Consider the following 23,143-nt stretch of genomic DNA (forward strand, 5'->3'; position numbering starts at 1 on the left):
TATCAAAAATAGTGAATTTCAGTTGAATTCTAATCAATCGAAAACATACGTAAACTTTATAAAGTTTATTAAGTTAGCTAATAGAGGTGTTTTGATGATTAAATTATGTTAATTTATTTTTAATAAAATAAGATTATTTCATAAATCAAACAACTATTTTATTATGAAAATGAAATTTCTTTTTAACTTAAATATACTTAAAATAGCAGTAAATCTATTGACATAGGCTTATTTAATAGGTAAAATTAATTTAAGCGATGAAAAAATCTTAAAAAATGATAATTTAAATCACGTAATTATTATAATGAAAATATTCGCGTTAACATTACTTAGATATTATATTTTTTATTGTTTAGATAAGGAGGATATAAAAAATGTACAGTAAGAATAATAAGAGAATGATTATTCAGAAGAAACAAGAAAAAATTAATTACTACGGTATAAAAAAATTCAAAGTAGGAACGGCTTCGGTATTGATAGCCGCAGGTTTTGCATTTTTAGGAACAAATGCATTTGCTAGTGATAATGCAGAAAATAGCACAGCTTTAGCAACTGATAAGCCTAGTCCAGATACAAAATTAAATACTGAGAATAATACAAGTAGTAGGTTAGTAGAAAAAGACGAGACTAAGAATTTAAAAGCAGGGAATGTAGATTCATCACAACCTAAAGTCGAGAAACAGCTTAATAAAACAGAATTAGAAAATTCAATTAATAGATTGCAGGTTGCTATAGAAAAAGCTGGAGTAAATGACAAAACAAAATCATTCATAGAAGAAGCTAAATTAGAATTAGCATCAGCACAAAATTTAGCACAAGATTCAACAGCTACTCAAGAAGAGATAAACAGAAAAGTAGTAGAACTAAAAAATAAAGCTTTCGTACTAGAAAGTATGAAGAAAGTATCTACTGAACCTAAAGAAGAAAAAGTTAATAAAAATAATGATCCACGTAATGGAAAAGCTATACCAGGAAAAGGGGAAAGTGGGTTTAGAGCAACACCTACCGGTGTAGGAGAACAAGCAGCAGAAGGTCCTACTAGTAATAATAAAAGAGGGGTAGGAGCTAACCCAGTAGATAACGTTATTTCAAGTTTGAAAAATCAATTTGGAGATATTGATTTTAATACTCAAGATGTTAAAACAAAATCCGCAACTGTTGAAAATCAATATTCAAGAAATAATGCTTCTAGTCCAAAGCCAGCTCCAGTGAAGCTTGGTAAAATTACATATAATTGGAAAGAAAAGAGAATTGAAAATGAAATTGATGGATGGAAAATAGAAGGAACAAATAATTATGTAACAGCGATTAAACCAGAAGCTCCAACAGAATTTGCAGCGGATAGACCTGCTGGATTTGATCCGAAACCATCTAAAGTTTACGATAATAATGGAAGTATTGACAGACAATATAACGATACTCCTACTCCAAATAATCCTTTAGCGCCTAATAAAGCCAATCAAAACTATGCAAATGGTGTTAACTACTCAAGTGTACCTGGTGTTCCTTTAAATAATGCAGCACATTCAGCTGTAGGGAAAGGTTATTATATTCAATTAAATAAGAAAGGTACACAAATTTCTAAAGAATTTAATGTCAATCCAAATTCTAGACTATACCTTAGTGCTTTAACAGGTGGAGCTTACGGTAATATGGGAACTGCTGGTACTGGAGAAAAAGTAGAAATTACAGTTACAGATGCAGATACAGGTGAAGTATTAACAACACTAAGAGATGCTAATAATAATAGTGAAACAACACACGTTTCAACTCCATACGGTGATGGTGGTAATGGAAATGGTTTTGGTTTTTGGAGAACTATTATTAATACTCCAAATACTACTAAAAAAATTAAGGTAACTATTAAAGCACTAGAAGATGGTCCAGCATTTAAAAAGACTTACCCAGTAAAAGGTAAAACAGAAATTGAAGATGGATACTTTGTAGGGGGAGTTAACTTAACTGTCGGTGCAGCTTTAGAAATGACAACAGACGTCGTTCGTGGTAAATCAACTTCTGAATATGGTGAAGATGTATTATATAAAGATAACGAGTCTGGTCAATTAAAAGTTACAGTTAAAAATGTTGGGGGATTACCAACTTATGGTGCATATGAATACACTATTAAAATTCCTGAAGGTGTTGAATTAAAAGATTCAATTAAAAAAGCTAATGAATGGAATTGGCCTGGTCCTTACCAAGTGGTATCATATGATGAAACAACTAGAACACTTAGATTAAAATTCAATGCGGGGGATTCTGTTCCTGCCAAAAATGGAACTCGAACATTCGGTATTGATTTCACAACAGCGAAAAACTTTAAAGGGACTGCTACTTTTAAAGTAACTGCAGAAATTAAAGAAGGATTTACAGATTTACAAGGAAACAGGGTGTTAGAAAATGGAGCTGTTGTAAATCCAAATAGTCCATATAGAAATACATTCAATGCCCTTGGAAATACAGATAAACCTGATTACTACTACAATAAAACAATTTATATTGATACTGTTAAACCTGTTGCTCCTACAGTAGAACCAGTCCATACAGATAGTATTAATGGTGAAAAAACTGATAAAAATCAAGTTAAAGAGTTGCTAGTTTCTGTTCCTACGGAAAAACAAAAAAACTTAACAGATGAAACTAGAGAAAAACAAGATATCGTTGAAAACGATAGAAATAACGGAACGAACCGTGATGCTAACACTGAGGTAGACAATATTAAAGAAGCTATTGGTGGATTAACTTCATTAAAAGTTACTTTACCGAATAGTAAAACACCAATTACTCTAACGAAGAAAGCTGATGGTTGGTATAATGGTGCAACAAAAGTCGAAGTACGTGATGGTAAATTAGTTGTTCCAGTTCCAGCAGGTACAGATTTAACGGAAGCGAATGAGACAACAAATCCGGACAAACGTATCAAAGTCACTGTGCTTGATAAAGCAGGTAACGAATCAGATCCTGCTTATGCTAATGTTCTAAACGAAGCTCCAACAGTAGCAGTTGAGAAAAGAGATTTATATGTTTATAAAACAAAAGAAGCTGATAAATGGAACAATGCTAAAGTTTTAGAAAAAGCTAAACCATCAGCAACTGATTTAGAAGATGATCGTGATGGTGTTGATTCTACTAAACCAACAATCGCAGTAAGTGATGCAGGTAACTTAGATACAACTACAGTTGGAGATTATACTGTAAAAGTACAATCAACTGATAGTGAAGGTAAGAAATCAACAGAAGCTGATGTAACGGTACACGTATTAGACTTAATCAAAGTAGATCCAACAGTAACAACTGATCCAACAAATCCAAGTACAACATCTCCAGTATCTCCAAAAACAGCAGATAAACCTGTAAAAGAAGGAGATGAAAATCTTGGTAAATATCCAGCAGGAGTTGCTCGTGAAGATTTAGTTAAAGAAGTTACACGTACAATTAAGTATCTAAAAGAAGAAGATGCAAACAAAGATGATGCAACTCCTCTATATGCTGAAAAAGTACAAAAAGTAACTTATAAACGTACAGCAACGGTTAACCCAGAAACAAAAGAGGTAACTTACTCTGATTGGGAAGTTTACAATGGAGCTGATAAATTAACAGATGCTACAGCAGATGGTACCAAAGGTAAGTACAATTCAGTTGAATCTCCAGTTATAAATAATTATTTATTAGTAGATAATGCGGATAAACTTGTACCAGAAAAAGATGCTCCTAAGCCAGCACAAAATGGAACAGTATCTCCTGAAGTGAAGAAAGTTCTTTATAAGGAGATTGGTTCGTTTGTGCCTGAGTACCCAGCAGGTAAGAAACCACAAGGAGCTCCGGATAAAATAAATTATCCAAATCATCTAACAGATCCAACAAAACCAGGGGACTTTAGCACTGTAACAATTCCTTATGTACCAGGATATGCTCCAGTATATAACGGACAAGAATTAACACCGAAAAATCCAAACGATCCAACACAAGGATACAATGTTCCGGAAGGATTTACACCAGCTGATAATTTTGGAACATCGCCAATTACGTATACTCCGTCAACTCAGAAAGCTAAAGTGGTTATTGAGAAAAAAGTAGATGGAGGAGCTAATGAGGTTGTTTCTAGCTTTGATTTAACAGGTAAATCTGGTTCAGAATTACCAGCAAGTACGGACGTTGATAACAAAATCAAAGAACTTAAAAACCAAGGTTATGAAGTAGAAAGTGATGAATATCATACTCAAGATAATCATCATCCAATTTTTGATGATAAGGAAGATGTTAACCCAACAGATGGTTCATCAGCACCTTCTCAAACATTTAAAATTGTTGTAAAACCTAGAATTGTTGAAGTTCCTTCATCAACACCTCATGAAAAAGATAGTCCAGTAGATCCAAATGGGGAAAATCCTGAGCTTAAATGGCCAGAAGGCTTAACTGAATCTGATTTGAACACAACTGCTAAACGTGTGATTTCATATGTGAAGAAAGATTCTGATACAGCACCTGAAGTAAAAGCTAAGGATGATACTGTTCAAACGGTGCCATTCACAAGAAAAGCGAGCGTTAATCTTGTTACTAAAGAAGTAACTTATACAGATTGGGAAAGCCCAAATAAAACATGGGATAAAGTCGAAGTAGATGTTCTACCTGGATATATTGCAGATAAAAAAGAAGTTCCAGCGAAAGAAGCAGTAACTCCTGCAAAAGATACAAAAGTAATTCCTGATGAAACTGATAAAGTTACTTATACGAAGATTGGAAGTTGGATTCCAGTAGATCCAGCAACAGGTAAAGATGGAGAACCAATTCCATTCCCTAATGATCCAAACGATCCAACGAAAACAGGAGAAATTACGGAAATTATTCCTCATAAAGATGGATATACTCCGAAAGATGGAAATGGAACACCATTAGAACCAGTAAATCCTGCAAATCCAGAACAAGGATATAAACCACCGAAAATTACGGATCCAAAAACAAACATCAAGATTACCTATGACAAAGATGATCAAAAAGCAAAAGTTAAATTTGTTTCAGTAGATGATAAAGGTGTTGAAACACCATTAGATGCGAAATATAATATTGATGATCTTGCTGGTAAATCAGGAGATAAAATTCCAGAAGAAAAAGTTCAAGCGCGTGTTGATGTTTTGAAATCTATGGGATATGATATTGTAGATAATCCATTTGATCAGGATCCAACGTTTGATACTAAGAAAGAAATAGATCAAGAGTTTACAATTAAAGTTAAACCACAAGTTTCAACTGCCAAACCTGTTTATGTAGTAGAAGGAGATAAACCATCTTCAGAAAAATTAAAAGATGCGGTTACTACTAAAGGAAATGAGAAAACAGTAGATGAAACTAAACTTCCTGATACAACTGATAAAGTTGGTGATGAAACGTTAACAGCTCCTGTAACAGTAACATATGGTTCAGGGGATAATAAACGTGAAGAAACTGTTAATGTACCAGTGAAAGTTGTTAAAGGATACCCACAAATCGTACCAGTAGATCCAACAACTGCTCCAAAAGCAGAAGATAGTATTGATCCAGCTGATTATCCAGAAGGTGCAAAATTCACTTATGAAAAAGATCCAGATACATCATCAATTGGAGATAAACAAGTTAAGGTTATCGTAACGGATAAAGAAGGTAACGAATTAGTAAGAGTACCAGCAACAGTACGTGTAGTTGATAGTAAACCACAATTTGTTGTTGCGGATCCTAAGAAACCACAACCTGATGTTAAATCAAGCATTACCCCAGAAGAATATCCAGAAGGAACTAAATTTAAATATAAAGAACCAGTTGATACAACGACATCAGGTGAAAAAGATGTAGTCGTTGTAGCTGAATTAGATGGAAAAACAATTGTAGAAGTACCAGCTAAAGTAATGGTAGTAGATCCTAAGACACAATATGTGTTTGAAGATCCTGCTAAACCACAACCATCAGCTGATGAAAGTATTGATCCTGAACAATACCCAGAAGGTACTAAATTCACTTATAAAGATGGTGATGTAGACACAACAACACCTGGAGACAAGAAAGTAACAGTAGTAGCTAAAGATGGTGAAGATAAACTTGTAGAAGTACCTGCAGTTGTTAAAGTATTACCATTAGTGAAACCAGAAGGGTTAACAGTTCTTAAAGGAAGCGAAAACTTAGAAGCTGCAGTTAAAGCTAAAGCCGAAGAAGTAGTAGCTGCATTACCAAAAGATAAACTTCCAGAAGGTGTAACTGTAAAAGTTAAAGAAGTGAAAGCAGGAACTACACCAACAACAGCTGAAGTAACTGAAACAGGAAAACCAAAACCAGCAACAGTTGTTATTGAATATACTGATGATAAAGGAAATGTTGTTGGAACTAAAGAAGTAGAAGTACCAGTAACAGTAGTAGGTTCAACACCTAAACCAGTAGTACTATTCGAAGGTGAAAAACCAACAAAAGCTAAAGATGCAGTAACACCAGGACAAGGTGGAACAGTTGGAGAACCAACAACATTACCAGAAACAGCTGGAAAAGCAGGAGCTACAGATGTAACAGTAGAAGTACCAGTAACTTACCCAGGAATTAAAGACCCTGAGAAAGTAACAGTACCAGTAACAGTATTACCAGTAGCTAAAGGTGAAGTAACAGTAGCTAAGAATACAACTCCAGACAAACTGAAAGAATTAGCAAAAGCAAAAGCTGAAGAAGCAGTTCAAGCAAAAGACTTTACAGATAAATTACCAAAAGGTGCAACAGTAACTGTAGGTGATGTAACAAAAGCTATAGAAGACACAGTAACTGCTAAAAAAGGAACTGGAGTAACGACAGTAGAAGTACCAGTAACATACACAGTTGATGGAAAAGACTACACAACTACAATCCCTGTAACAGTAAATGTTAAAGGTTCAGATGTTAAACCTGTATACGTTGTAGAAGGTGACCAACCAAAAGCTGAAGATGTAAACAAAGCAATCATCCCTGATACAGATGGAACTAAAACACCTGTAACTGATGAAGACATCAACAAAGCTATCCCAACAACAGAAGGTAAAGTTGGAGATAAAGATGTTAAAGTTACTACAAAAGTAACATATCCTAACAATGTTGAAGAACCAGTAACAGTACCAGTAACAGTATTACCAAAAGTTAAACCAGAAGGTGTAGTAGTACCGAAAAATAGTGATAAAACTGAATTAGCAAAAGTTGTTAAAGAAAAAGCAGAAGAAGCAGCTAAAAAACTTGAAGGTCTTCCAGAAGGTGTAACAGTTACAGTAACAAATGTTGAAACAACTCCTGGAACAGATAAAACAGGTGAACAAAAACCAGCAAAAGTACAAGTTAAATACACAGATAAAGATGGAAATGAAATTACTAAAGTAATTGAAGTGCCAGTCAATGTTGTAGAAGCTGTACCTACACCAGTCGAAACGCCAGTAACGAATACACCTTTAGCAAAAGAAGATATTGCTAAATATGTTAAAGTGCCAGAAGGTGGAAAAGTTACAAATGTAGAAAACTTACCAGACTTAACAACACCAGGTAAGAAAGCTCCAGTAAAAGTTACTGTAACATTACCAAATGGAAAAACAATTACAGTAGAAGTACCGGTAAATGTAACACCAGTTAAGGAAATCGAAACACCGGTAACTAATACACCATTAACACCAGAAGATTACACTAAAGGTATTAAGATTCCAGAAGGTGGAAAAGTAACGAATGTAGAAAACATTCCAGACTTAACAACACCAGGTAAGAAAGACCCAGTTAAAGTAACTGTAGAATTACCAAATGGAAAAGTAATTACAGTAGAAGTACCGGTAAATGTAACACCAGTTAAGGAAATCGAAACACCGGTAACGAAAACACCATTAACACCAGAAGATTACACTAAAGGTATTAAGATTCCAGAAGGTGGAAAAGTAACGAATGTAGAAAACATTCCAGACTTAACAACACCAGGTAAGAAAGACCCAGTTAAAGTAACTGTAGAATTACCAAATGGAAAAGTAATCACAGTAGAAGTACCGGTAACAGTAACACCAATTAAAGAAATTGTTAAGAATGTTGGAGACCCAATAACTAATGAAGACGTTGAGAAAAATGTTAAGATTCCAGAAGGTGGAAAAATTGTTTCTATCGGAGACAAACCAGGAACAGACACACCAGGTGTTAAACCAGTGGTTCCAGTAGTAATTGAATTACCAAATGGAAAACAAATTACAATAGAAGTACCAGTAATTGTTAAACCTAAAGTTACTCCAGTAGTAGTAACAGTAGGGACTCCAGTAACTGCAGAAGATGTTAAGAAACATGTAGACCTTCCAAAAGGATGGAAAGTTACTAAAGTTGGAGAAATCCCAACAACTGCAACACCAGGTGAAAAAACATCTGTAACTGTAGAAGTAGAATTACCAGATGGACGTAAAATTACAGTAGAAGTACCAGTAATTGTTACACCAAAAGTAAGTACAATTATCGTTCCTCAAGGAACACCTATTACTAAAGATGATGTTAAGAATCACATCGACTTACCAAAAGAACCAGGATGGGAAATTGTTGAAATCGGTGAAATTCCATCAACAATTCCAGCAGGAGTTAAACCAAGTGTTAAAGTTAAGGTTAAATTACCAAATGGAAAAGTAATTGAGTTAGAAGTACCTGTTATTTCAACACCAAAAGTAACACCAATCGAAGTAGAAGTAGGAACACCTATTACTAAAGATGATGTTAAGAAACACATTGAACTTCCTAAAGAGCCAGGATGGGAAATAGTTGAAGTAGGAGAAATCCCAACAACAGAAACACCAGGACAAAAAACAGCTGTTAAAGTTAAGGTTAAACTACCAACAGGTGAGATCGTTGAGTTAGAAGTACCGGTAACAGTAACACCAAAAGCGACACCAGCTCCAAGACCAACAGTAAAAACAACTCCAATAGTTGTAGAAGTAGGAACTCCAATTACTAAAGAGGATGTTATTAAACATGTTGAATTACCAAAAGGTGCTGAAATCGTAGAAGTTGGAGAAATCCCAACAACAGAAACAGCAGGACAAAAACCAAGTGTTAAAGTTAAAGTTAAATTACCAACAGGAGAAATTGTTGAAGTAGAAGTACCAGTAACAGTAACTCCTAAGAAAGAAACTCCAGCACCACGTCCTGAAAAACCGTCAACACCAGAAGTACCAGCTACTCCAGAAGCACCAAAAGCTCCTGTAGCTAAAACAGGAGAAAAAGTATTACCTAATACAGGTATAGCTGATGAAAACTCTGCATTAGCAGGATTAGGATTAGCAATTTTAGGATTAGTTGGACTAAGAAGAAGACGTAAACAAAAATAATAATAAAAAGAGAAGCGATTTGCTTCTCTTTTTATATATATTGAGATTGATAATGAAATGTCAAGAGAAGAAAGAGTTTAGAAGGAAATAAAAAAAAGAATCTAAACTAGTGTTAATGTTTAGATTCTTTTTTATGTTTATTTAGGTTTTTTCGAAATTAATGCTGAAAAGTCTAAATCATCGTATTTACTTTTATTTAGACCTGTTAAAGAATCGAAATCTGTATCAGGAAATAGTGGATCAAAATCGTCGAATTCAATATTAGAGATGTTAATGTTTGAGGGGTTGTCAAAAGTAAATTTGTTTGAATTAATTGTTTCAAAATAGGTATTATTATCCGCAATATTAAAAAATTTGTTAAGTTCTATCTGGTCACTATAACTTGGAGTTGTATGATTATCATCATAATTATACTCGATGGAAATTTCTCCAAAATTTTCGTTAGCTGATTCTTGCGGATTATAAAATAACACACCGTATTCTTCTAAGAGTTCCTCTTTTGAATAATTTTTTAAAGGATCTTCTATAGGTGAAATTGTACTTTCATATATTTTTTTGACAAGATTTTCATCTGTTTGAATTTTATTGTCTTCAATCTTCCAAGTTGAAATAAGTCTATGTATTATATCTAATTGTTCATCTGAAAGTAGATGAAGTTTTGATTTAATTTCATTTAGTTTTTCCATAACTTTATACTGCTTCTTTGTTTTCTTTTAAATATTCTATGTAGTCATTTCCCCAAATTTCTAATTCATTTAGTACTGATTGGAATTTTTTTCCGATATCAGTTAAGCTGTACTCAACTTTTGGTGGAATTTGAGCATAAACCTTACGATTTATTAATCTATCTTGTTCTAATTGCTTTAATTGTTTTGTTAATGTAGCTTGGGTAATTGTTCCTAGTGATCTTTGTAACTCATTAAATCTAACACTTTTATCCTCCAGTAGATGAAGAATTAATATTGTCCATTTTCCAGACAATATTTTTTGAGTTGTAAAAAAGGGGCAATTTCCAAAAGGTTCTTGTTGTTCCATAAAAAATCTCCTTAAAATTTCGTTGGTATTATACAATTCTATCTTAAAAGATACTTACTATTCTAAAAAAACGTACTTGATAAAATTTTGGTAAATATTATAATTATATATATAACAATTATAAAGCAAATAATAAAGTTTGGCAATAGCTAAAAAACGGAGGACATAACAATGACAGAAGCAAAAAATTTATATCAAAACAGAAGAAGTGTTTATGCACTAGGTAAAAATTTACCAATTTCAGAACAAGATGCATTAGAAATTATCGATAATGCAGTTAAATACTCACCAAGTGCTTTTAACTCACAAACTGCACACGCAGTAGTTTTACTAGGTGAAAATCACCAAAAATTATGGGATATTACATTTGATGAATTAGAAAAATTCTTACCAAATGAAGAAGCTAAAGCGGCTACAAAAGGTAAAATCGATAGTTTTGCTGCAGCATATGGAACAATTTTATTCTTCGAAGATCACGATGTAGTAAAAGGTCTTCAAGAACAATTTCCATCATATGCTGATAACTTCCCAATTTGGTCAGAACAATCAACAGGAATTGCATCATTTGCAGTTTGGAATGCATTAGCAGAGGCTGGAGTTGGAGCTAACATTCAACACTATAACCCAGTAATTGATGAAAAAGTTGCTGCTGAATGGAATATTCCTGCAAACTTAGTACTACGTGCTCAAATGCCATTTGGTGAAAAATTACAAGAAGCTGCACCAATTGAAAGAACTTCAAGAGTAAGAGTAGTAAAATAGGATTTGATTTAACGACGGATTAAATGAGTAATAATAACGCTGAGATAGTGATATCTTGGCGTTATTTTATGATTTTATTAGAAATGATTACTAAACGAATGATTTATGTAGGGAAAGACGCTTGATTTTGTGATAAATGATTATTTCTATAAATATTATTTGTACCTTTAGTTGTTGGAATATACTGGTAAATATGATATTATAGTAGTTGGTATATAAATAAAGATTTAGAAGGTTTAATAATGTTAAAAATAGTAATAAAAGATTTAGAAGATACTAAACGTTTAGCAAAAATAGTTAGTGAAGGTATAGAAGATAGATTAGTACTTTTGTTAAATGGAGATTTAGCAGCAGGGAAAACAACTTTTACTAAGTATTTAGCAGAATATTTAGGGGTTAAGAGTGTGGTTAACTCACCAACTTTTAATATTATGAAAGAATATAAGTATCCTAATGGAAAGTTATATCACATTGATGCTTATCGTTTAGAAGATAGTGATGAAGATTTAGGATTTGAAGATATTTTCTTTGAAGATAATGTTAGTGTTATTGAGTGGGGAGAGTTTATTGAAGACTTTTTACCAAAAGAAAGATTAATTTTTAATATTCGATTAGTAGATGACCATAGAGAAGTTGAAATTATTTCTAATGGTGAATATGAGAAAATAGAAGAAAGGATATGTGAAAATTGGTAAGTTTAATTGTAGAAGCTTCGAATGGTGTGTGTTCAATTGCATGTTTTGAAGAAAAAAATATTCTAGCCGAAAAAAACTTTGTATGTAGTAATAACTTGTCCTCGGTTATTTTAGAAGAAATAGAAAAATGCTTAAAAGAAGCAAATAAGAAAAAAACTGATTTAACAGAAATAATATCTAGTGAGGGACCAGGTTCATATACAGCTATCCGTGTAGTTGCAGCAGTATGTAAAACACTAGCTTATACACTTAAGATTAAATTGAAAAAAGTTTCTTCTTTAAAATTACAGGCGTTATTGGAGTTTGATAGTAATAAGCTACTTGTACCTTTTATTGATGCACGACGTGGTAATGTTTTTGGTGCAGTATATGAAAATATTGGGGGAAACTTAATAGAAACATTAGAAGAAGGGTATTACTCACTTGAAGAAATCAATGATTTCCTTGTTTCTCAGAACAAAGAATATGTATACATCAGTAAAGATATAGAAAAGTTAAATGAACTCCTTCTTGATGGATTAAAAAATAATGAAATGGTTCGAGCAGCTAATGTTGTAAAAATATACGATTCATTAGAAGAAGTGGATTGTTATAATATGAAACCACAATATTTAAGAAAAACTGAAGCAGAAAGGGAACTTGAGAATGATAAAAGTAAATAAGGTAGATGTTAATGATTTAGATGTATTATCAAGAATTGATATAGATAATTTTGAAGATGCGTGGACAAAAGAGATGTTTAAATCTGAGTTAGAACACGCTAATGCAGAATATTATGGATTATTTAACGATGATGAAATTATTGGTTTTTGTGGTGGTTGGCTAGTTGCTGATGAATATCAAGTTAACAAAATAGTTATCGATAAACCGCACCAAAATAAAAAACTAGGTCAAATTTTCTTCACTTACGTTATGCAACTTTTAAAATTAAAAGGTGTAAAAAAAGCGATTGTAGAAGTTCGCGTAAGTAATATGCCGGCGATAACTGTCTATGAGAAAGCAGGATTTAGTACTATAGATATAAGAAAGAATTATTACAAAAATAATGGCGAAAATGCTTATGTAATGATAAGGGATTTTAGCAATGAACGAATTTAAGAATTTAGATAATATAAACATATTAGCTATAGAAACAAGTTGTGATGAAACTAGTGTAGCTGTAGTTAAAAATGGTAAAGAAGTACTATCGAATATTGTAAGTAGTCAAATTGAAACACATAAGCAATTTGGCGGGGTAGTACCTGAAATAGCGAGTAGACAACATATAGAAGTAGTGATGCAGATTGTTGAAGAAGCGCTAGAAGGAGCAAAAACAGCATTAGATGAAATAGATGCAATTTGTGTAACACAAGGACCGGGATTAATAGGTTCATTACTAGTTGGTGTTAATGTGGCGAAAACATTAAGTTATGCTTTAGATAAACTTCTAATTGCAGCACATCATATTGCAGGTCATATCTATGCTAGTAATATTGATAATGATATAGTATACCCATCACTAGCACTTGTAGTTAGTGGAGGACACACTGAACTTGTATATTTAAAAGATGAACTTGATTTTGAAATAATCGGTTCTACTCATGATGATGCTGTAGGTGAAGCTTACGATAAGGTAGCTAGACAGTTAAATCTTGAGTACCCTGGGGGTCCTAAAGTAGATAAACTAGCAAAATTAGGTGAAGATAAGTATAAATTCCCTCGTGCGATGATTGATAGTGACGATTATAACTTTAGTTTTTCAGGTATGAAGTCAGCAGTGATTAACTTTGTACATAATGCAAAACAACGTGGTGAAGAGATCGTACCTGAAGATTTAGCATGCAGCTTCCAAACAGCGGTAGTAGAAGTTTTAATTGCAAAAACTAAGAAATCTATTGTGAATCTAGGTGTTAAGCAGTTGATTTTAGCAGGTGGTGTTGCAGGTAATAGTGAACTGCGTAAGCAAGTCTTAGAACTAGAACAACAATTAGGAGTAGAAGTACTTATTCCAAAAATGAGTTATTGTAGTGATAATGCTGCGATGATGGGAGCTGTAGGATACTATTATTATAAAAATAATATATTCGCTAATCCATTAACGCTAAATGCGAAGTCAACATTAGACTTAGAAGAAGTTAGAGGATAAACATTAGAAGGGAACTGACTCGTCAAAATTGATTTTTTAAAATTATGATTTTTGAGTCACGCTCTTTTTATAAATGTTTTGGTGTAATTATGAAAAAACAACTTGATGAATTATTAGATACTAATTTACAACAAATAAATCATATTTCTGAAAATAAGCATTTTATAGGATTTTCTAAAAGATTAGGACAACGAGTATTCGTTAAAATTTTTAAAGATCCATTAAAATATAAACTAGAGTATAAAGTTTTAAGAAATAAAGGTAATTTTTTATTAGATTTTTCTGAGTATTCTGCACTAGTATTGAAATATGAAGACTTTACTCCACTAAATAAGGAAAACATAAATGATGAAGATATAATAAAAATTGCAGTGTTAATATCTGATTTTTATAGAGGAAATTGTCTCTCAATTGAAAATGACAAAGAAATTTCATTGGAAAAAGTTCTAGAAAAAAATGTATATAGATTAGCTTCTAGAAAAGAGTATACTAAAATAAGTAAGCTTCATTCTAGATTTTTAAAAAATATTAGTAAATTAGAAGAAGAGTATGAAAAAACACTAGTTTTAATTCATGGAGATTTCGGTCTTAGAAATATTATGAGAAAAGACGATAATCTAGTATTAATAGATTTCGAAAGAGTTAAATATGCTAGTTATTATTTAGATTTTATTAAATATTTCTATCAAGATTTAGATAATGATAAATTTAAAAAAGATCTATTTTTAAAACATTATTATAAACATTCAAATGAGGAAGTTCTTTCTGAGGAACTAGAGTACTGCATGATTTTCATATCGGCATTAGGTATTTTAAACTACACCCTACGTGTTAAAGATAAAGAATTTGAGAAGTTAGGATTAAAGATGTTAGAAGATGTTGTAAATTATTACATTTAAATAACTATTAAGGAATAGGAGAGTTGAAGAGTGAATAATATTAGTGAAAAAAAGTTAGGAGAAAGTCATAGACAAGCATTACTTTTAGTCGATAAGTTGAAAGAAAACGTTAATGATTTAAAAAGTATGCGAGAACTGTCAAAACTAGTTTCTAAGGATTCAGAAATGAATGATGAGTTTTGGACAGAAATATGTAATATAGATTTTACAAAAATTGAATTTTTCCCTGTAAGATCTTTGTTGGCTGGTATATTAAAAAATAAACAAGATAATTCAAATATTTCAAATATATATAATTATTTAGTAGTAGAAAATACAGAATATCTTAATAAATACGGGCAGAGTGCTTCTAAAAATTCACCAGCAATGATGGTGATATATTTTGCAGGTTTCTTGGGAGCCGGATTGTTTGTAATCGTTAATTTTATAATGTTAATGTTAGCTCGTGGAAATTTTGAAGAGGTTCTTTTTAATTTAATAGCAGGAACGTTTTTAAATGCCCTTGTTCTTGAAGTAATTGATAGACAGTACATCTGGGAATGGGAAGTACCATATTTTGAAAACAGTAAATTCCTAGCGTATGTTTGGACATATATTCCGATTATAATAATGTACATATATATGAATATTTCTACATTTATTACACAAGGGTCTAACTACAATATTAGTAATGAAATTAAACTTACTATAGGTACTTATATTTTTATTTTAATTATTGTTAATGGCTTATTCAAATTAAAAAATTCTGCGGATTTTATGTATACAGTATATACAATAATCTTTAAAATAATAGCTTTCATGAGTTTTATTTGTATCATACCTGCTTACTTTTTCGGAAAACTACCAATTGATTGGATGTATATTCTGGTAACTGTTCTGATTGTTAGTAGTGTTAGAGTATTAAAGAAAGTTAGTGCTATAAGATCTGCAAAACTTCTATTTTATCCAATGACATTTTGTTACTTAGTATACACTCAACCACGAGTGGTTAATACTCCTATTTTAGAGGAACAAAATATATTGTTGTATGTTTCAGGAGTATTAGCAATATTAATAATAGTCATAAGTAAACTTAGAGAAAAAACTAAATAAAATTAATATTAGTCCCTTTCTATATTGATAAGAAAGGGATTAATAATTTTATATCCAATATATTTATATATCATAAAGTGGTATTGATTTTATTTGACTATTATTTGTGTTAAAATATAATATGATTAATAATAGGAGGCGATGATATGGCGAATATTTATTTAGATTACGCAGCAACATCAAGAAAACATTTTGATATCATAGAAAAGAATATGAATATACTAAAAGAAGTTTATGCTAATCCAAGTAGTGGCCATACTCTAGGAAAGAAAAATAATAGGCTAGTTCGTGAAGGTCGTGAAAAAATAGCTAATACTCTAAACGCAAGTAGTAATGAAATAATTTTTAATTCAGGTGGTACTGAAAGTAATAATACAGTATTTAATCATGTATTAACTAGATTTGAAACTGGAGAAATAATAATTTCATCTATAGAACATCCATCAGTTAGAGCTAGTGCTAAGAGACTTGAAAGGTTTGGATTTAAGGTTCATGAATTATCAGTAGATGAAAGTGGAGCTATATCGCTAGATGAATTGAAAGAGAAGATTAATTCTAAGACAGTATTGATTTCAATTATGTTAGCAAATAATGAAACAGGGGTACTAAATCCTATAAAAGAGGTTTCAGAACTTATTGCGGATAAAAATATACTATTGCATAGCGATATTGTTCAAGCATTAGGTAAAGTTGAAATTGATGTGAAAGAATTAGGATTAGATTTTGCTTCAGCATCAGCTCATAAAATTGGTTCGCTTAATAATTTTGGATTTTTATACGCAAAAGATGGAGATGTTGAACCATTACTTTTAGGTGGAGGTCAGGAAAATGGTCTTCGTTCTGGAACAACAGATTTATTAGGGATACTAGTTCTTAATGACTGTTTATCAGAGACATTAAATTCAATTCCAGCTCTTAGAGAATTGAAACATTACTTTATTTCTGAACTTGAGAAAAATGAAGTTGAGTTTGAAGTAAACGGATCTATAGAGAATTCATTGCCGAATATATTGAATATTTATTTTAAAAATATTGAAGCACAACGACTTATTACGTATCTAGATGCTCGTGATGTTTATATTTCTGGCGGATCTGCTTGTAGTTCAGGAAATATTAAAGGAAGTCGTATAATAACAGAGATGTATAATATTGAACGTGCTGCACATTCTGTAAGAATGAGTGTTGGCTTTGATACAAGCAAAGAATTAATTGATGAAGTTGTAGAAAAGATTGCAACTTTAGAGAAAAGAATTAAAGAAAGGAATTAATAATGAATAGCAACAAAAAAGTAGTAGTTGGAATGAGTGGTGGAGTTGATTCATCGGTCACAGCATATCTTCTAAAACAACAAGGATATGATGTTATCGGTGTTTTCATGAAAAACTGGGAAGAAAAAGATGACAGAGGCGTTTGTCTTGCAGAAAAAGATTATGAAGATGTAATTAAAGTATGCGAACAATTAGATATTCCGTATTACTCTATAAACTTTGAAAAAGAATACTGGGATAAAGTATTCACTTACTTCTTAGATGAATACAAAAAAGGTCGTACACCTAACCCAGATATTATGTGTAATAAAGAAATTAAATTTAAAGTTTTCTTAGAATATGCAGAAGATTTAGGAGCTGACTATGTAGCAACAGGGCATTATGCACGAGTTAAAGATGTTGATGGAGAACGTTTAATGTTACGTGGTGTTGATAATAATAAAGATCAAACGTATTTCTTATCTCAATTAAAACAACATCAAATCAAAAATATCCTATTCCCTGTAGGAGAACTTGAGAAAAAAGATGTTCGTAAGATTGCAGAAGAAGCAGGTCTTGCTACAGCGAAGAAAAAAGACTCAACAGGTATTTGTTTTATCGGTGAGAAAAACTTTAGAGAATTTTTATCTCAATACCTACCAGCTCAAGGTGGTAAAATGGTAGACTTAGATGGAAATGTACGTGGAGAACACATCGGTTTAATGCACTATACAATCGGTCAACGTCACGGACTAGGTATTGGTGGAACTAAAGATACAGAAGGAGAAGCATGGTTTGCATGTGGTAAAGACCTTGAAAATAATGTATTGTATGTTTGCCAAGGATTCCACAATGAAAAACTATATTCAGATAGTTTACTAGCAAGTTCACTATCATTTACAACGAAAAATCCACAACCTAATAAATTCACATGTACTGCAAAATTCAGATATCGTCAACCAGATACTGAAGTAGAAGTAGAAGTATTAGAAGATAACAAAGTAAAAGTTGTTTATAAAGAACCGGTACGTGCGGTTACTCCAGGACAAGCGGTTGTTTTCTATGATGGAGATGTTTGTCTAGGTGGAGCAATTATCGACGAAGTATATAAAGATGGGAAAAAACTTCAACTGTAATATTTAATAAAATCCTAAAAGTTAGAGAAAAACTCTAATTTTTAGGATTTTTAGTTTTTATTTCTAAGTTATAAGACTATAGTATATATTGAGCTAGTAATGTATCAAATCTACGAATATCGATATCTTTTTTTAGATTAATTTTTATTTTACCAACTTTAGTCCAAAGTTCTACTTCAGCATTCAAGTCAAAGATTTTACCCGCATTTTCAGTTGACCACATTAGTATTGAAGAGTACGGTAGTGAATAGATTTCTACTTTTTTCCCTGTAATTCCTTGTGCATCTTTTACTATAAGTCTTTTGTCAGTAAACACAGCAACATCTCTTATTGTTGCAAAAGCTGCGACAGGCTGTTCGCCGTTTATCAATAAGTTTGCAATATCTTGAGGGATAGCAACTTCTCTAAAAAATGTCCAGTTTAATAAATTCATTTCGTTAGCCATAATGTTTCTCCTTATTTTAAAAAATTAATTATTTGATTGAATTTTGTGATTTTTTATCAGTATAACATAAAATATATGAATTATAAATAATGTACTATAATTATGTTTTCAGTACTAATATAATAGATTTAATGATATAATATAGGTACTAGGGGGAGAGACATATGAATATTAAAAAGGAAGATGTCGTATTATTTTTTAGACAAAATGTTAAGTCTATTATTTTGGCATTTGTGTGTAGTCTTGTTTTAATAATCGGTGGTTTATTTTATTTTAATAAAAATAAGACAGAAGATTATAGTGGTGTTAGTTTTTCTAATATTAGTAATGAGACTAATAATAAGGATGAAAAAGCTGAAAATAGACACGATGAAAAGATTTTTGTTGATGTGAAAGGTGCAGTAAAACATCCTGGGGTATTTGAAACGACAAAAGATAAAAGGGTAAAAGATTTAATAGAAGAAGCCGGTGGACTTTTGGATGATGCTGATACTTCTACTTTGAATTTGAGTCAAAAAGTAAAAGATCAGATGGTTATTTATGTCCTTAAGCATGGTGAAAAGCCGAAACAAATATCTGATGGTGGTAGTAGTTCATCTAATACAGATGTGATTAATATTAATACTGCTAATAAAGAGCGACTTATGAAAATTTCAGGAGTTGGAAAAACGAAGGCTGAGGCAATAATTTCATATAGAGAAAAAAATGGGGATTTTAAAAAGAAAGAAGATATTACAAAAGTACATGGTATAGGTAAAGCTACTTTTGAGAAAATTAAAGATAAAATAGAGGTATAGTTATGCAGAGAATTAGTTGGGATGAGTACTTTATGGCTCAAAGCCATCTATTATCACTTAGATCGACTTGTAGCAGATTATCTGTTGGAGCGACGATAGTTAAAGATAAGAGAATAGTTTCTGGTGGTTATAATGGTTCAATTAAAGGGGATGAACATTGTATAGATGTTGGTTGTAAAGTAGTAGAAGGGCATTGTGTAAGAACAATTCACGCTGAGATAAATGCTATTTTACAATGTTCTAAGTTCGGTGTTGGAACTGAGGGTGCAACTATCTATGTTACACACTTCCCATGTTTGAATTGTACAAAATCTATAATTCAAGCAGGGATAAAAGAAATTTGCTATGCAAATGATTATAGAAATAATGAATATGCTCGAGAGTTATTAGAAAAATCAGGAGTTGTCGTAAGAAAAGTAGATTACGACGTAAATAATGTAGTAGAAAGGTTACTAAATAAATAGTAATGATATACTTACAACTTTCTTTACTAGCATTAGGGGCGATATTATTAAATTATAATGTAATAATATCTATGCTATGTATTGTTATTTTTCTACTGATAACTTGGAAAAATAAAAATCTTAATGCTAGGAAAACTATTATCTGTGTAATAGTCTTCTTAGCTTTTTTTATTCGGGGAGCATATGAACAAAAGAATAACATTACGCATCTAGGTAATGGTGAAAATAAAAATTTAGAACTAGTAGTTTCTGATAGATTTGATGTTAATGGAGCCTATGTGTCTTCTATTGGCTATCTTTCAGATGAGAAGGTGCTAGTGAGTTATATAGTCAAGAGTGAAGAAGAAAAGAAATTTTTTAAAGAAAAATTTTGGGGTGGGAAATTATTAGTAAATGCTAATATAGAAGATATTTCAGAAAAGACTAATTTTTATTCATTTGATTATAAAAAATATAATGAGAATAGAGGAATCTTTAAAAGATTAACTATTAATGAAGTTCAAGCGGTTAAAAATATAGATTCTGTATACTTTAAATTTATAACTTTTAGGAATAAATTGAGTTTGAAAATTAATAAAGAACTAACCTTTGATAAAAGTGGTTATTTTCAGGCTTTAATTTTCGGAGATAAAGGATATTTATTAAAAGATGACATAAATTCTTTTAAAAATTTAGGAACAAGTCATTTATTAGCTATCTCAGGATTACACATAGGTGTACTTATTTCTCTAATATACTTTATCTTATTAAAATTTAGAGTAAGTATTGAATATATTGAGAAAATTATCTTGATAATAGTTCCATTGTATATGTTGCTTAGTGGAGCTAGCGCTTCTGTTCTTAGGGCAGGTTTTATGATTATATTTTATATCTTGCTTAGAAGAAAAAATATAGATAAGTTGGGCAGTTTGTTATTTACTTTTCTAATATTAATAATGTATAATCCGTTACTTATTTTTAATATCGGTTTCCAATTATCATTTTTAATTACATTTAGTCTACTGATGTCCGAAAGTTATATTAAAAAATCTAAGAATAAATTCCATAGTGCGCTTAGAATCAGTGTAATTTCTACATTAGCAAGTATTCCGATATTAATGTATAATTTTTATAATATTGTTTATATTTCTGTATTTAGTAATATTATCTTAGTACCAATTTTTAGTGTTGTGATTTTTCCTTTAGTTATTTTTAGCTATCTTGTATTCCTAATAAATGCCCAAGTTTTTAATATTATTTGTAGACCAATATTAAATATTGCTTTCAAAGTATTCGATAAAATTCAGGAGTTGTTTTTAATTGCTCAACCTATTCGCATAGGTAAGTTAAACATATTTTTTATAATAGTTATATTTATTGTTGTTTTATCAATATTGATAAATTTGAATAAATTCAAATATATGAATGCTGTTTATGGAGTTCTTGTGGTAATTTTAATTTGTTTAGGGGCAACATATACGCCTAAATCATATATCGAAGATGTAAAAATAGGGAAAGAGAGTGTTTTATATATTAGAGAAAATAAGAATAATCTATTAATAAATACATCTAATAATATTCAAAATTTTTATACAGATTACAGAAAAAATGATAAGGATTATGATATAATAAATCAGTACGATTTGCTTTTTAATTATGAAGGAAAATATAAATTTGATTATTTACTTTTGACTTCTGCGAAAAAGAACAAGAGTGGATATTCTCTAGATCTTATAGCAAAAGGCCTGGTTGGAAAAGTTGTTGTAATAGATAGTTTAGAAAAAAAATTACAAGAAATAAAGAATATGGCGCAGTATAAAAAAATTGATTATATTGTTCTTAAAGAGGATATAGAGATGAAGTTTGGAAAGAGTTCTATTTATTATCATAATAAAAAAGTTAGAGTAAAGAATAAGAATTCTGAATTTGAAATTGAGGTAGATAATTAATGAAAAATGTCTATGTAATATATGGTGAAAATTTTGAAGCCATTAATGATTATGAAAAGAGTATAGCTAAAAAGTATTTAAAAGACTTGGATGAATTTAACTATATAAAAATAAATATGCATGAAAATACATTGGAGTCATTAGTGTATGAATGTAGAAGCAGTGGTTTATTTGGGAATGAAAAAGTAGTAGTTGCAGAAAACTGTAATTTCCTACTTGCTAAACCTAAGAAGATTAAAGTAGAGCACAATGTGGATACATTAATAAGTTATTTGGATAATATTAGTGAAGAAGTCGTATTGATTTTAAAGATTTCTGAAAAGATTGATAGTAGAAAAAAACTTATAAAGAAAATTAAAGAAGTAGGAGAAGTTAAGGAATTTTCAAATTTCGATGAAAAGGAAATAGCTAGCTATATAGTGAAAACAGTTGCTGAAGCTAATTTGAAAATTTCAAGAGATGATGCAGAATTTCTTGTGAATTATACACGATTAGATTTTGCTAATATAAAAAAAGAATTAGAAAAACTACTTCTTTATTGTGAAGAGAAGAAAGTAATTGCTAGAGAAGATATCGAATTACTAGCAACAAGGAGTTTAGAATACGATGTGTTTAGTTTAACTAACGAGTTGTTCGGAAAAAATTATTCTAAACTAAGAGTAGTCTACAATTCTTTAGTGTTAAAAAAAGAGGAACCGATTTTCTTATTATCACTTATTAGTGGACAATTAAGAATATACTATAAAGTAAAGGTTCTACTAAATGAACACTATTCACAAAAAGATATAGCTAGAGAATTAGGAGTTCATCCATATAGAGTACAACTTGCTGCACAAGGTATTAGAAATTATAGTGTGGACAAGATTATGAAGACACTAATTTTAGCTGCTGATTATGATAAGTTATTGAAATCATCATATATGGATAAATATTTGATTTTAGATTTGTTTATTAATAAATTAATTGAGGAGCTAAAATAATATTGTGTTTTTGTACTTTTCTCATTATTACAAAAGAAGAAAAATTATAAATTATAAGAACTAGTGATTGAAGTGGACTTAATATGATCGAGTGTTTCTTTTTGTTATAAATAGTGTGTTTTATCTAACTAGTGAATTTATCAATAATATTAGTACTGGTATTTCTTTTATCCAAGAATGATTGTATGTATTATAAATATTTCGGATAATTGTTGCTGGTGTTA

At 30.8% G+C, this 23,143-nt stretch carries 17 protein-coding genes; 14 read left to right on the forward strand and 3 right to left on the reverse strand.

What is annotated here, in order from left to right; translation table 11 throughout:
• Positions 1-374: 374 nt before the first annotated feature.
• Complete coding sequence (locus tag GEMHA0001_RS06885) at positions 375-9,314, forward strand: Rib/alpha-like domain-containing protein (RefSeq protein WP_003145352.1); 8,940 nt, start codon at positions 375-377, stop codon at positions 9,312-9,314.
• 137 nt (positions 9,315-9,451) lie between these two features.
• Here the strand turns inward: GEMHA0001_RS06885 and GEMHA0001_RS06890 are convergent, their stop codons facing one another.
• The gene (locus GEMHA0001_RS06890) at positions 9,452-10,000 is read right to left on the reverse strand and encodes a hypothetical protein (RefSeq protein WP_003145374.1); all 549 of its coding nucleotides are present in this window, start codon (positions 9,998-10,000) and stop codon (positions 9,452-9,454) included.
• Positions 10,001-10,004: 4 nt separating this feature from the next.
• Positions 10,005-10,349 carry a winged helix-turn-helix transcriptional regulator gene (locus GEMHA0001_RS06895; protein WP_003145354.1) on the reverse strand — a complete coding sequence of 115 codons (345 nt, stop codon included), beginning with the start codon at positions 10,347-10,349 and terminating at the stop codon, positions 10,005-10,007.
• A gap of 171 nt (positions 10,350-10,520) precedes the next feature.
• Here GEMHA0001_RS06895 and GEMHA0001_RS06900 point away from each other — a divergent pair, with 171 nt between their 5' ends.
• From GEMHA0001_RS06900 to mnmA, 9 genes are all read left to right on the forward strand, one after another.
• Positions 10,521-11,111 carry a nitroreductase family protein gene (locus GEMHA0001_RS06900; protein WP_003144946.1) on the forward strand — a complete coding sequence of 197 codons (591 nt, stop codon included), beginning with the start codon at positions 10,521-10,523 and terminating at the stop codon, positions 11,109-11,111.
• Positions 11,112-11,353: 242 nt separating this feature from the next.
• Positions 11,354-11,806, forward strand: coding sequence for a tRNA (adenosine(37)-N6)-threonylcarbamoyltransferase complex ATPase subunit type 1 TsaE (gene tsaE / locus GEMHA0001_RS06905; protein WP_003145527.1), 453 nt, complete (start codon positions 11,354-11,356; stop codon positions 11,804-11,806).
• Positions 11,800-12,468: a tRNA (adenosine(37)-N6)-threonylcarbamoyltransferase complex dimerization subunit type 1 TsaB gene (gene tsaB / locus GEMHA0001_RS06910; protein ID WP_003145162.1), complete on the forward strand. Its 669-nt coding sequence runs from the start codon at positions 11,800-11,802 to the stop codon at positions 12,466-12,468. Before tsaE ends, tsaB begins: the two co-directional genes overlap by 7 nt.
• Positions 12,452-12,904 (forward strand): ribosomal protein S18-alanine N-acetyltransferase, encoded by a 453-nt coding sequence (gene rimI, locus GEMHA0001_RS06915; RefSeq protein WP_003145020.1) that lies wholly within the window; start codon positions 12,452-12,454, stop codon positions 12,902-12,904. The genes tsaB and rimI overlap by 17 nt, the downstream gene beginning before the upstream one ends.
• Entirely contained in the window at positions 12,891-13,931 is a 1,041-nt protein-coding gene (gene tsaD / locus GEMHA0001_RS06920) for a tRNA (adenosine(37)-N6)-threonylcarbamoyltransferase complex transferase subunit TsaD (protein WP_003145021.1), read from the forward strand. The genes rimI and tsaD overlap by 14 nt, the downstream gene beginning before the upstream one ends.
• 89 nt (positions 13,932-14,020) lie before the next feature.
• Positions 14,021-14,830 carry a phosphotransferase family protein gene (locus GEMHA0001_RS06925; RefSeq protein ID WP_003145596.1) on the forward strand — a complete coding sequence of 270 codons (810 nt, stop codon included), beginning with the start codon at positions 14,021-14,023 and terminating at the stop codon, positions 14,828-14,830.
• Between the two features lie 30 nt (positions 14,831-14,860).
• A complete protein-coding gene (locus GEMHA0001_RS06930) occupies positions 14,861-15,922 on the forward strand; it encodes a hypothetical protein (protein ID WP_003145077.1) in 1,062 nt (353 codons plus the stop codon).
• 146 nt (positions 15,923-16,068) lie between these two features.
• Positions 16,069-17,190: a cysteine desulfurase family protein gene (locus GEMHA0001_RS06935; RefSeq protein WP_003145256.1), complete on the forward strand. Its 1,122-nt coding sequence runs from the start codon at positions 16,069-16,071 to the stop codon at positions 17,188-17,190.
• Between the two features lie 2 nt (positions 17,191-17,192).
• Positions 17,193-18,305 carry a tRNA 2-thiouridine(34) synthase MnmA gene (gene mnmA, locus GEMHA0001_RS06940; RefSeq protein WP_003145275.1) on the forward strand — a complete coding sequence of 371 codons (1,113 nt, stop codon included), beginning with the start codon at positions 17,193-17,195 and terminating at the stop codon, positions 18,303-18,305.
• A 76-nt stretch (positions 18,306-18,381) separates the two neighbouring features.
• Here mnmA and GEMHA0001_RS06945 read toward each other — a convergent pair whose 3' ends face one another.
• A complete protein-coding gene (locus tag GEMHA0001_RS06945) occupies positions 18,382-18,750 on the reverse strand; it encodes a PH domain-containing protein (protein WP_003145152.1) in 369 nt (122 codons plus the stop codon).
• Between the two features lie 164 nt (positions 18,751-18,914).
• On the opposite strand from GEMHA0001_RS06945, the gene GEMHA0001_RS06950 reads away from it, so the two are divergent.
• From GEMHA0001_RS06950 to holA, 4 genes are read left to right on the forward strand one after another with little or no spacing between them, the layout of a single operon-like run.
• Positions 18,915-19,547: a helix-hairpin-helix domain-containing protein gene (locus GEMHA0001_RS06950; RefSeq protein WP_003145111.1), complete on the forward strand. Its 633-nt coding sequence runs from the start codon at positions 18,915-18,917 to the stop codon at positions 19,545-19,547.
• A gap of 2 nt (positions 19,548-19,549) precedes the next feature.
• The gene (locus GEMHA0001_RS06955) at positions 19,550-20,011 is read left to right on the forward strand and encodes a ComE operon protein 2 (RefSeq protein WP_003145233.1); all 462 of its coding nucleotides are present in this window, start codon (positions 19,550-19,552) and stop codon (positions 20,009-20,011) included.
• 2 nt (positions 20,012-20,013) lie between these two features.
• The gene (locus GEMHA0001_RS06960) at positions 20,014-21,939 is read left to right on the forward strand and encodes a ComEC/Rec2 family competence protein (RefSeq protein ID WP_003145024.1); all 1,926 of its coding nucleotides are present in this window, start codon (positions 20,014-20,016) and stop codon (positions 21,937-21,939) included.
• A complete protein-coding gene (holA, locus tag GEMHA0001_RS06965) occupies positions 21,939-22,919 on the forward strand; it encodes a DNA polymerase III subunit delta (RefSeq protein ID WP_003145123.1) in 981 nt (326 codons plus the stop codon). The genes GEMHA0001_RS06960 and holA overlap by 1 nt, the downstream gene beginning before the upstream one ends.
• Positions 22,920-23,143: the final 224 nt, after the last annotated feature.

This window comes from Gemella haemolysans ATCC 10379 (assembly GCF_000173915.1).
Classification (GTDB): Bacteria; Bacillota; Bacilli; order Staphylococcales; family Gemellaceae; genus Gemella; species Gemella haemolysans.

Excerpts from the sequence above, each read along its gene's own strand:
- GEMHA0001_RS06885 (WP_003145352.1), top strand. The coding sequence starts at position 375 with ATGTACAGTAAGAATAATAAGAGAATGATTATTCAGAAGAAACAAGAA.
- GEMHA0001_RS06890 (WP_003145374.1), bottom strand. The coding sequence starts at position 10,000 with ATGGAAAAACTAAATGAAATTAAATCAAAACTTCATCTACTTTCAGAT.
- GEMHA0001_RS06895 (WP_003145354.1), bottom strand. The coding sequence starts at position 10,349 with ATGGAACAACAAGAACCTTTTGGAAATTGCCCCTTTTTTACAACTCAA.
- GEMHA0001_RS06900 (WP_003144946.1), top strand. The coding sequence starts at position 10,521 with ATGACAGAAGCAAAAAATTTATATCAAAACAGAAGAAGTGTTTATGCA.
- tsaE (WP_003145527.1), top strand. The coding sequence starts at position 11,354 with ATGTTAAAAATAGTAATAAAAGATTTAGAAGATACTAAACGTTTAGCA.
- rimI (WP_003145020.1), top strand. The coding sequence starts at position 12,452 with ATGATAAAAGTAAATAAGGTAGATGTTAATGATTTAGATGTATTATCA.
- tsaD (WP_003145021.1), top strand. The coding sequence starts at position 12,891 with ATGAACGAATTTAAGAATTTAGATAATATAAACATATTAGCTATAGAA.
- GEMHA0001_RS06925 (WP_003145596.1), top strand. The coding sequence starts at position 14,021 with ATGAAAAAACAACTTGATGAATTATTAGATACTAATTTACAACAAATA.
- GEMHA0001_RS06935 (WP_003145256.1), top strand. The coding sequence starts at position 16,069 with ATGGCGAATATTTATTTAGATTACGCAGCAACATCAAGAAAACATTTT.
- mnmA (WP_003145275.1), top strand. The coding sequence starts at position 17,193 with ATGAATAGCAACAAAAAAGTAGTAGTTGGAATGAGTGGTGGAGTTGAT.
- GEMHA0001_RS06945 (WP_003145152.1), bottom strand. The coding sequence starts at position 18,750 with ATGGCTAACGAAATGAATTTATTAAACTGGACATTTTTTAGAGAAGTT.
- GEMHA0001_RS06950 (WP_003145111.1), top strand. The coding sequence starts at position 18,915 with ATGAATATTAAAAAGGAAGATGTCGTATTATTTTTTAGACAAAATGTT.
- GEMHA0001_RS06955 (WP_003145233.1), top strand. The coding sequence starts at position 19,550 with ATGCAGAGAATTAGTTGGGATGAGTACTTTATGGCTCAAAGCCATCTA.
- GEMHA0001_RS06960 (WP_003145024.1), top strand. The coding sequence starts at position 20,014 with ATGATATACTTACAACTTTCTTTACTAGCATTAGGGGCGATATTATTA.
- holA (WP_003145123.1), top strand. The coding sequence starts at position 21,939 with ATGAAAAATGTCTATGTAATATATGGTGAAAATTTTGAAGCCATTAAT.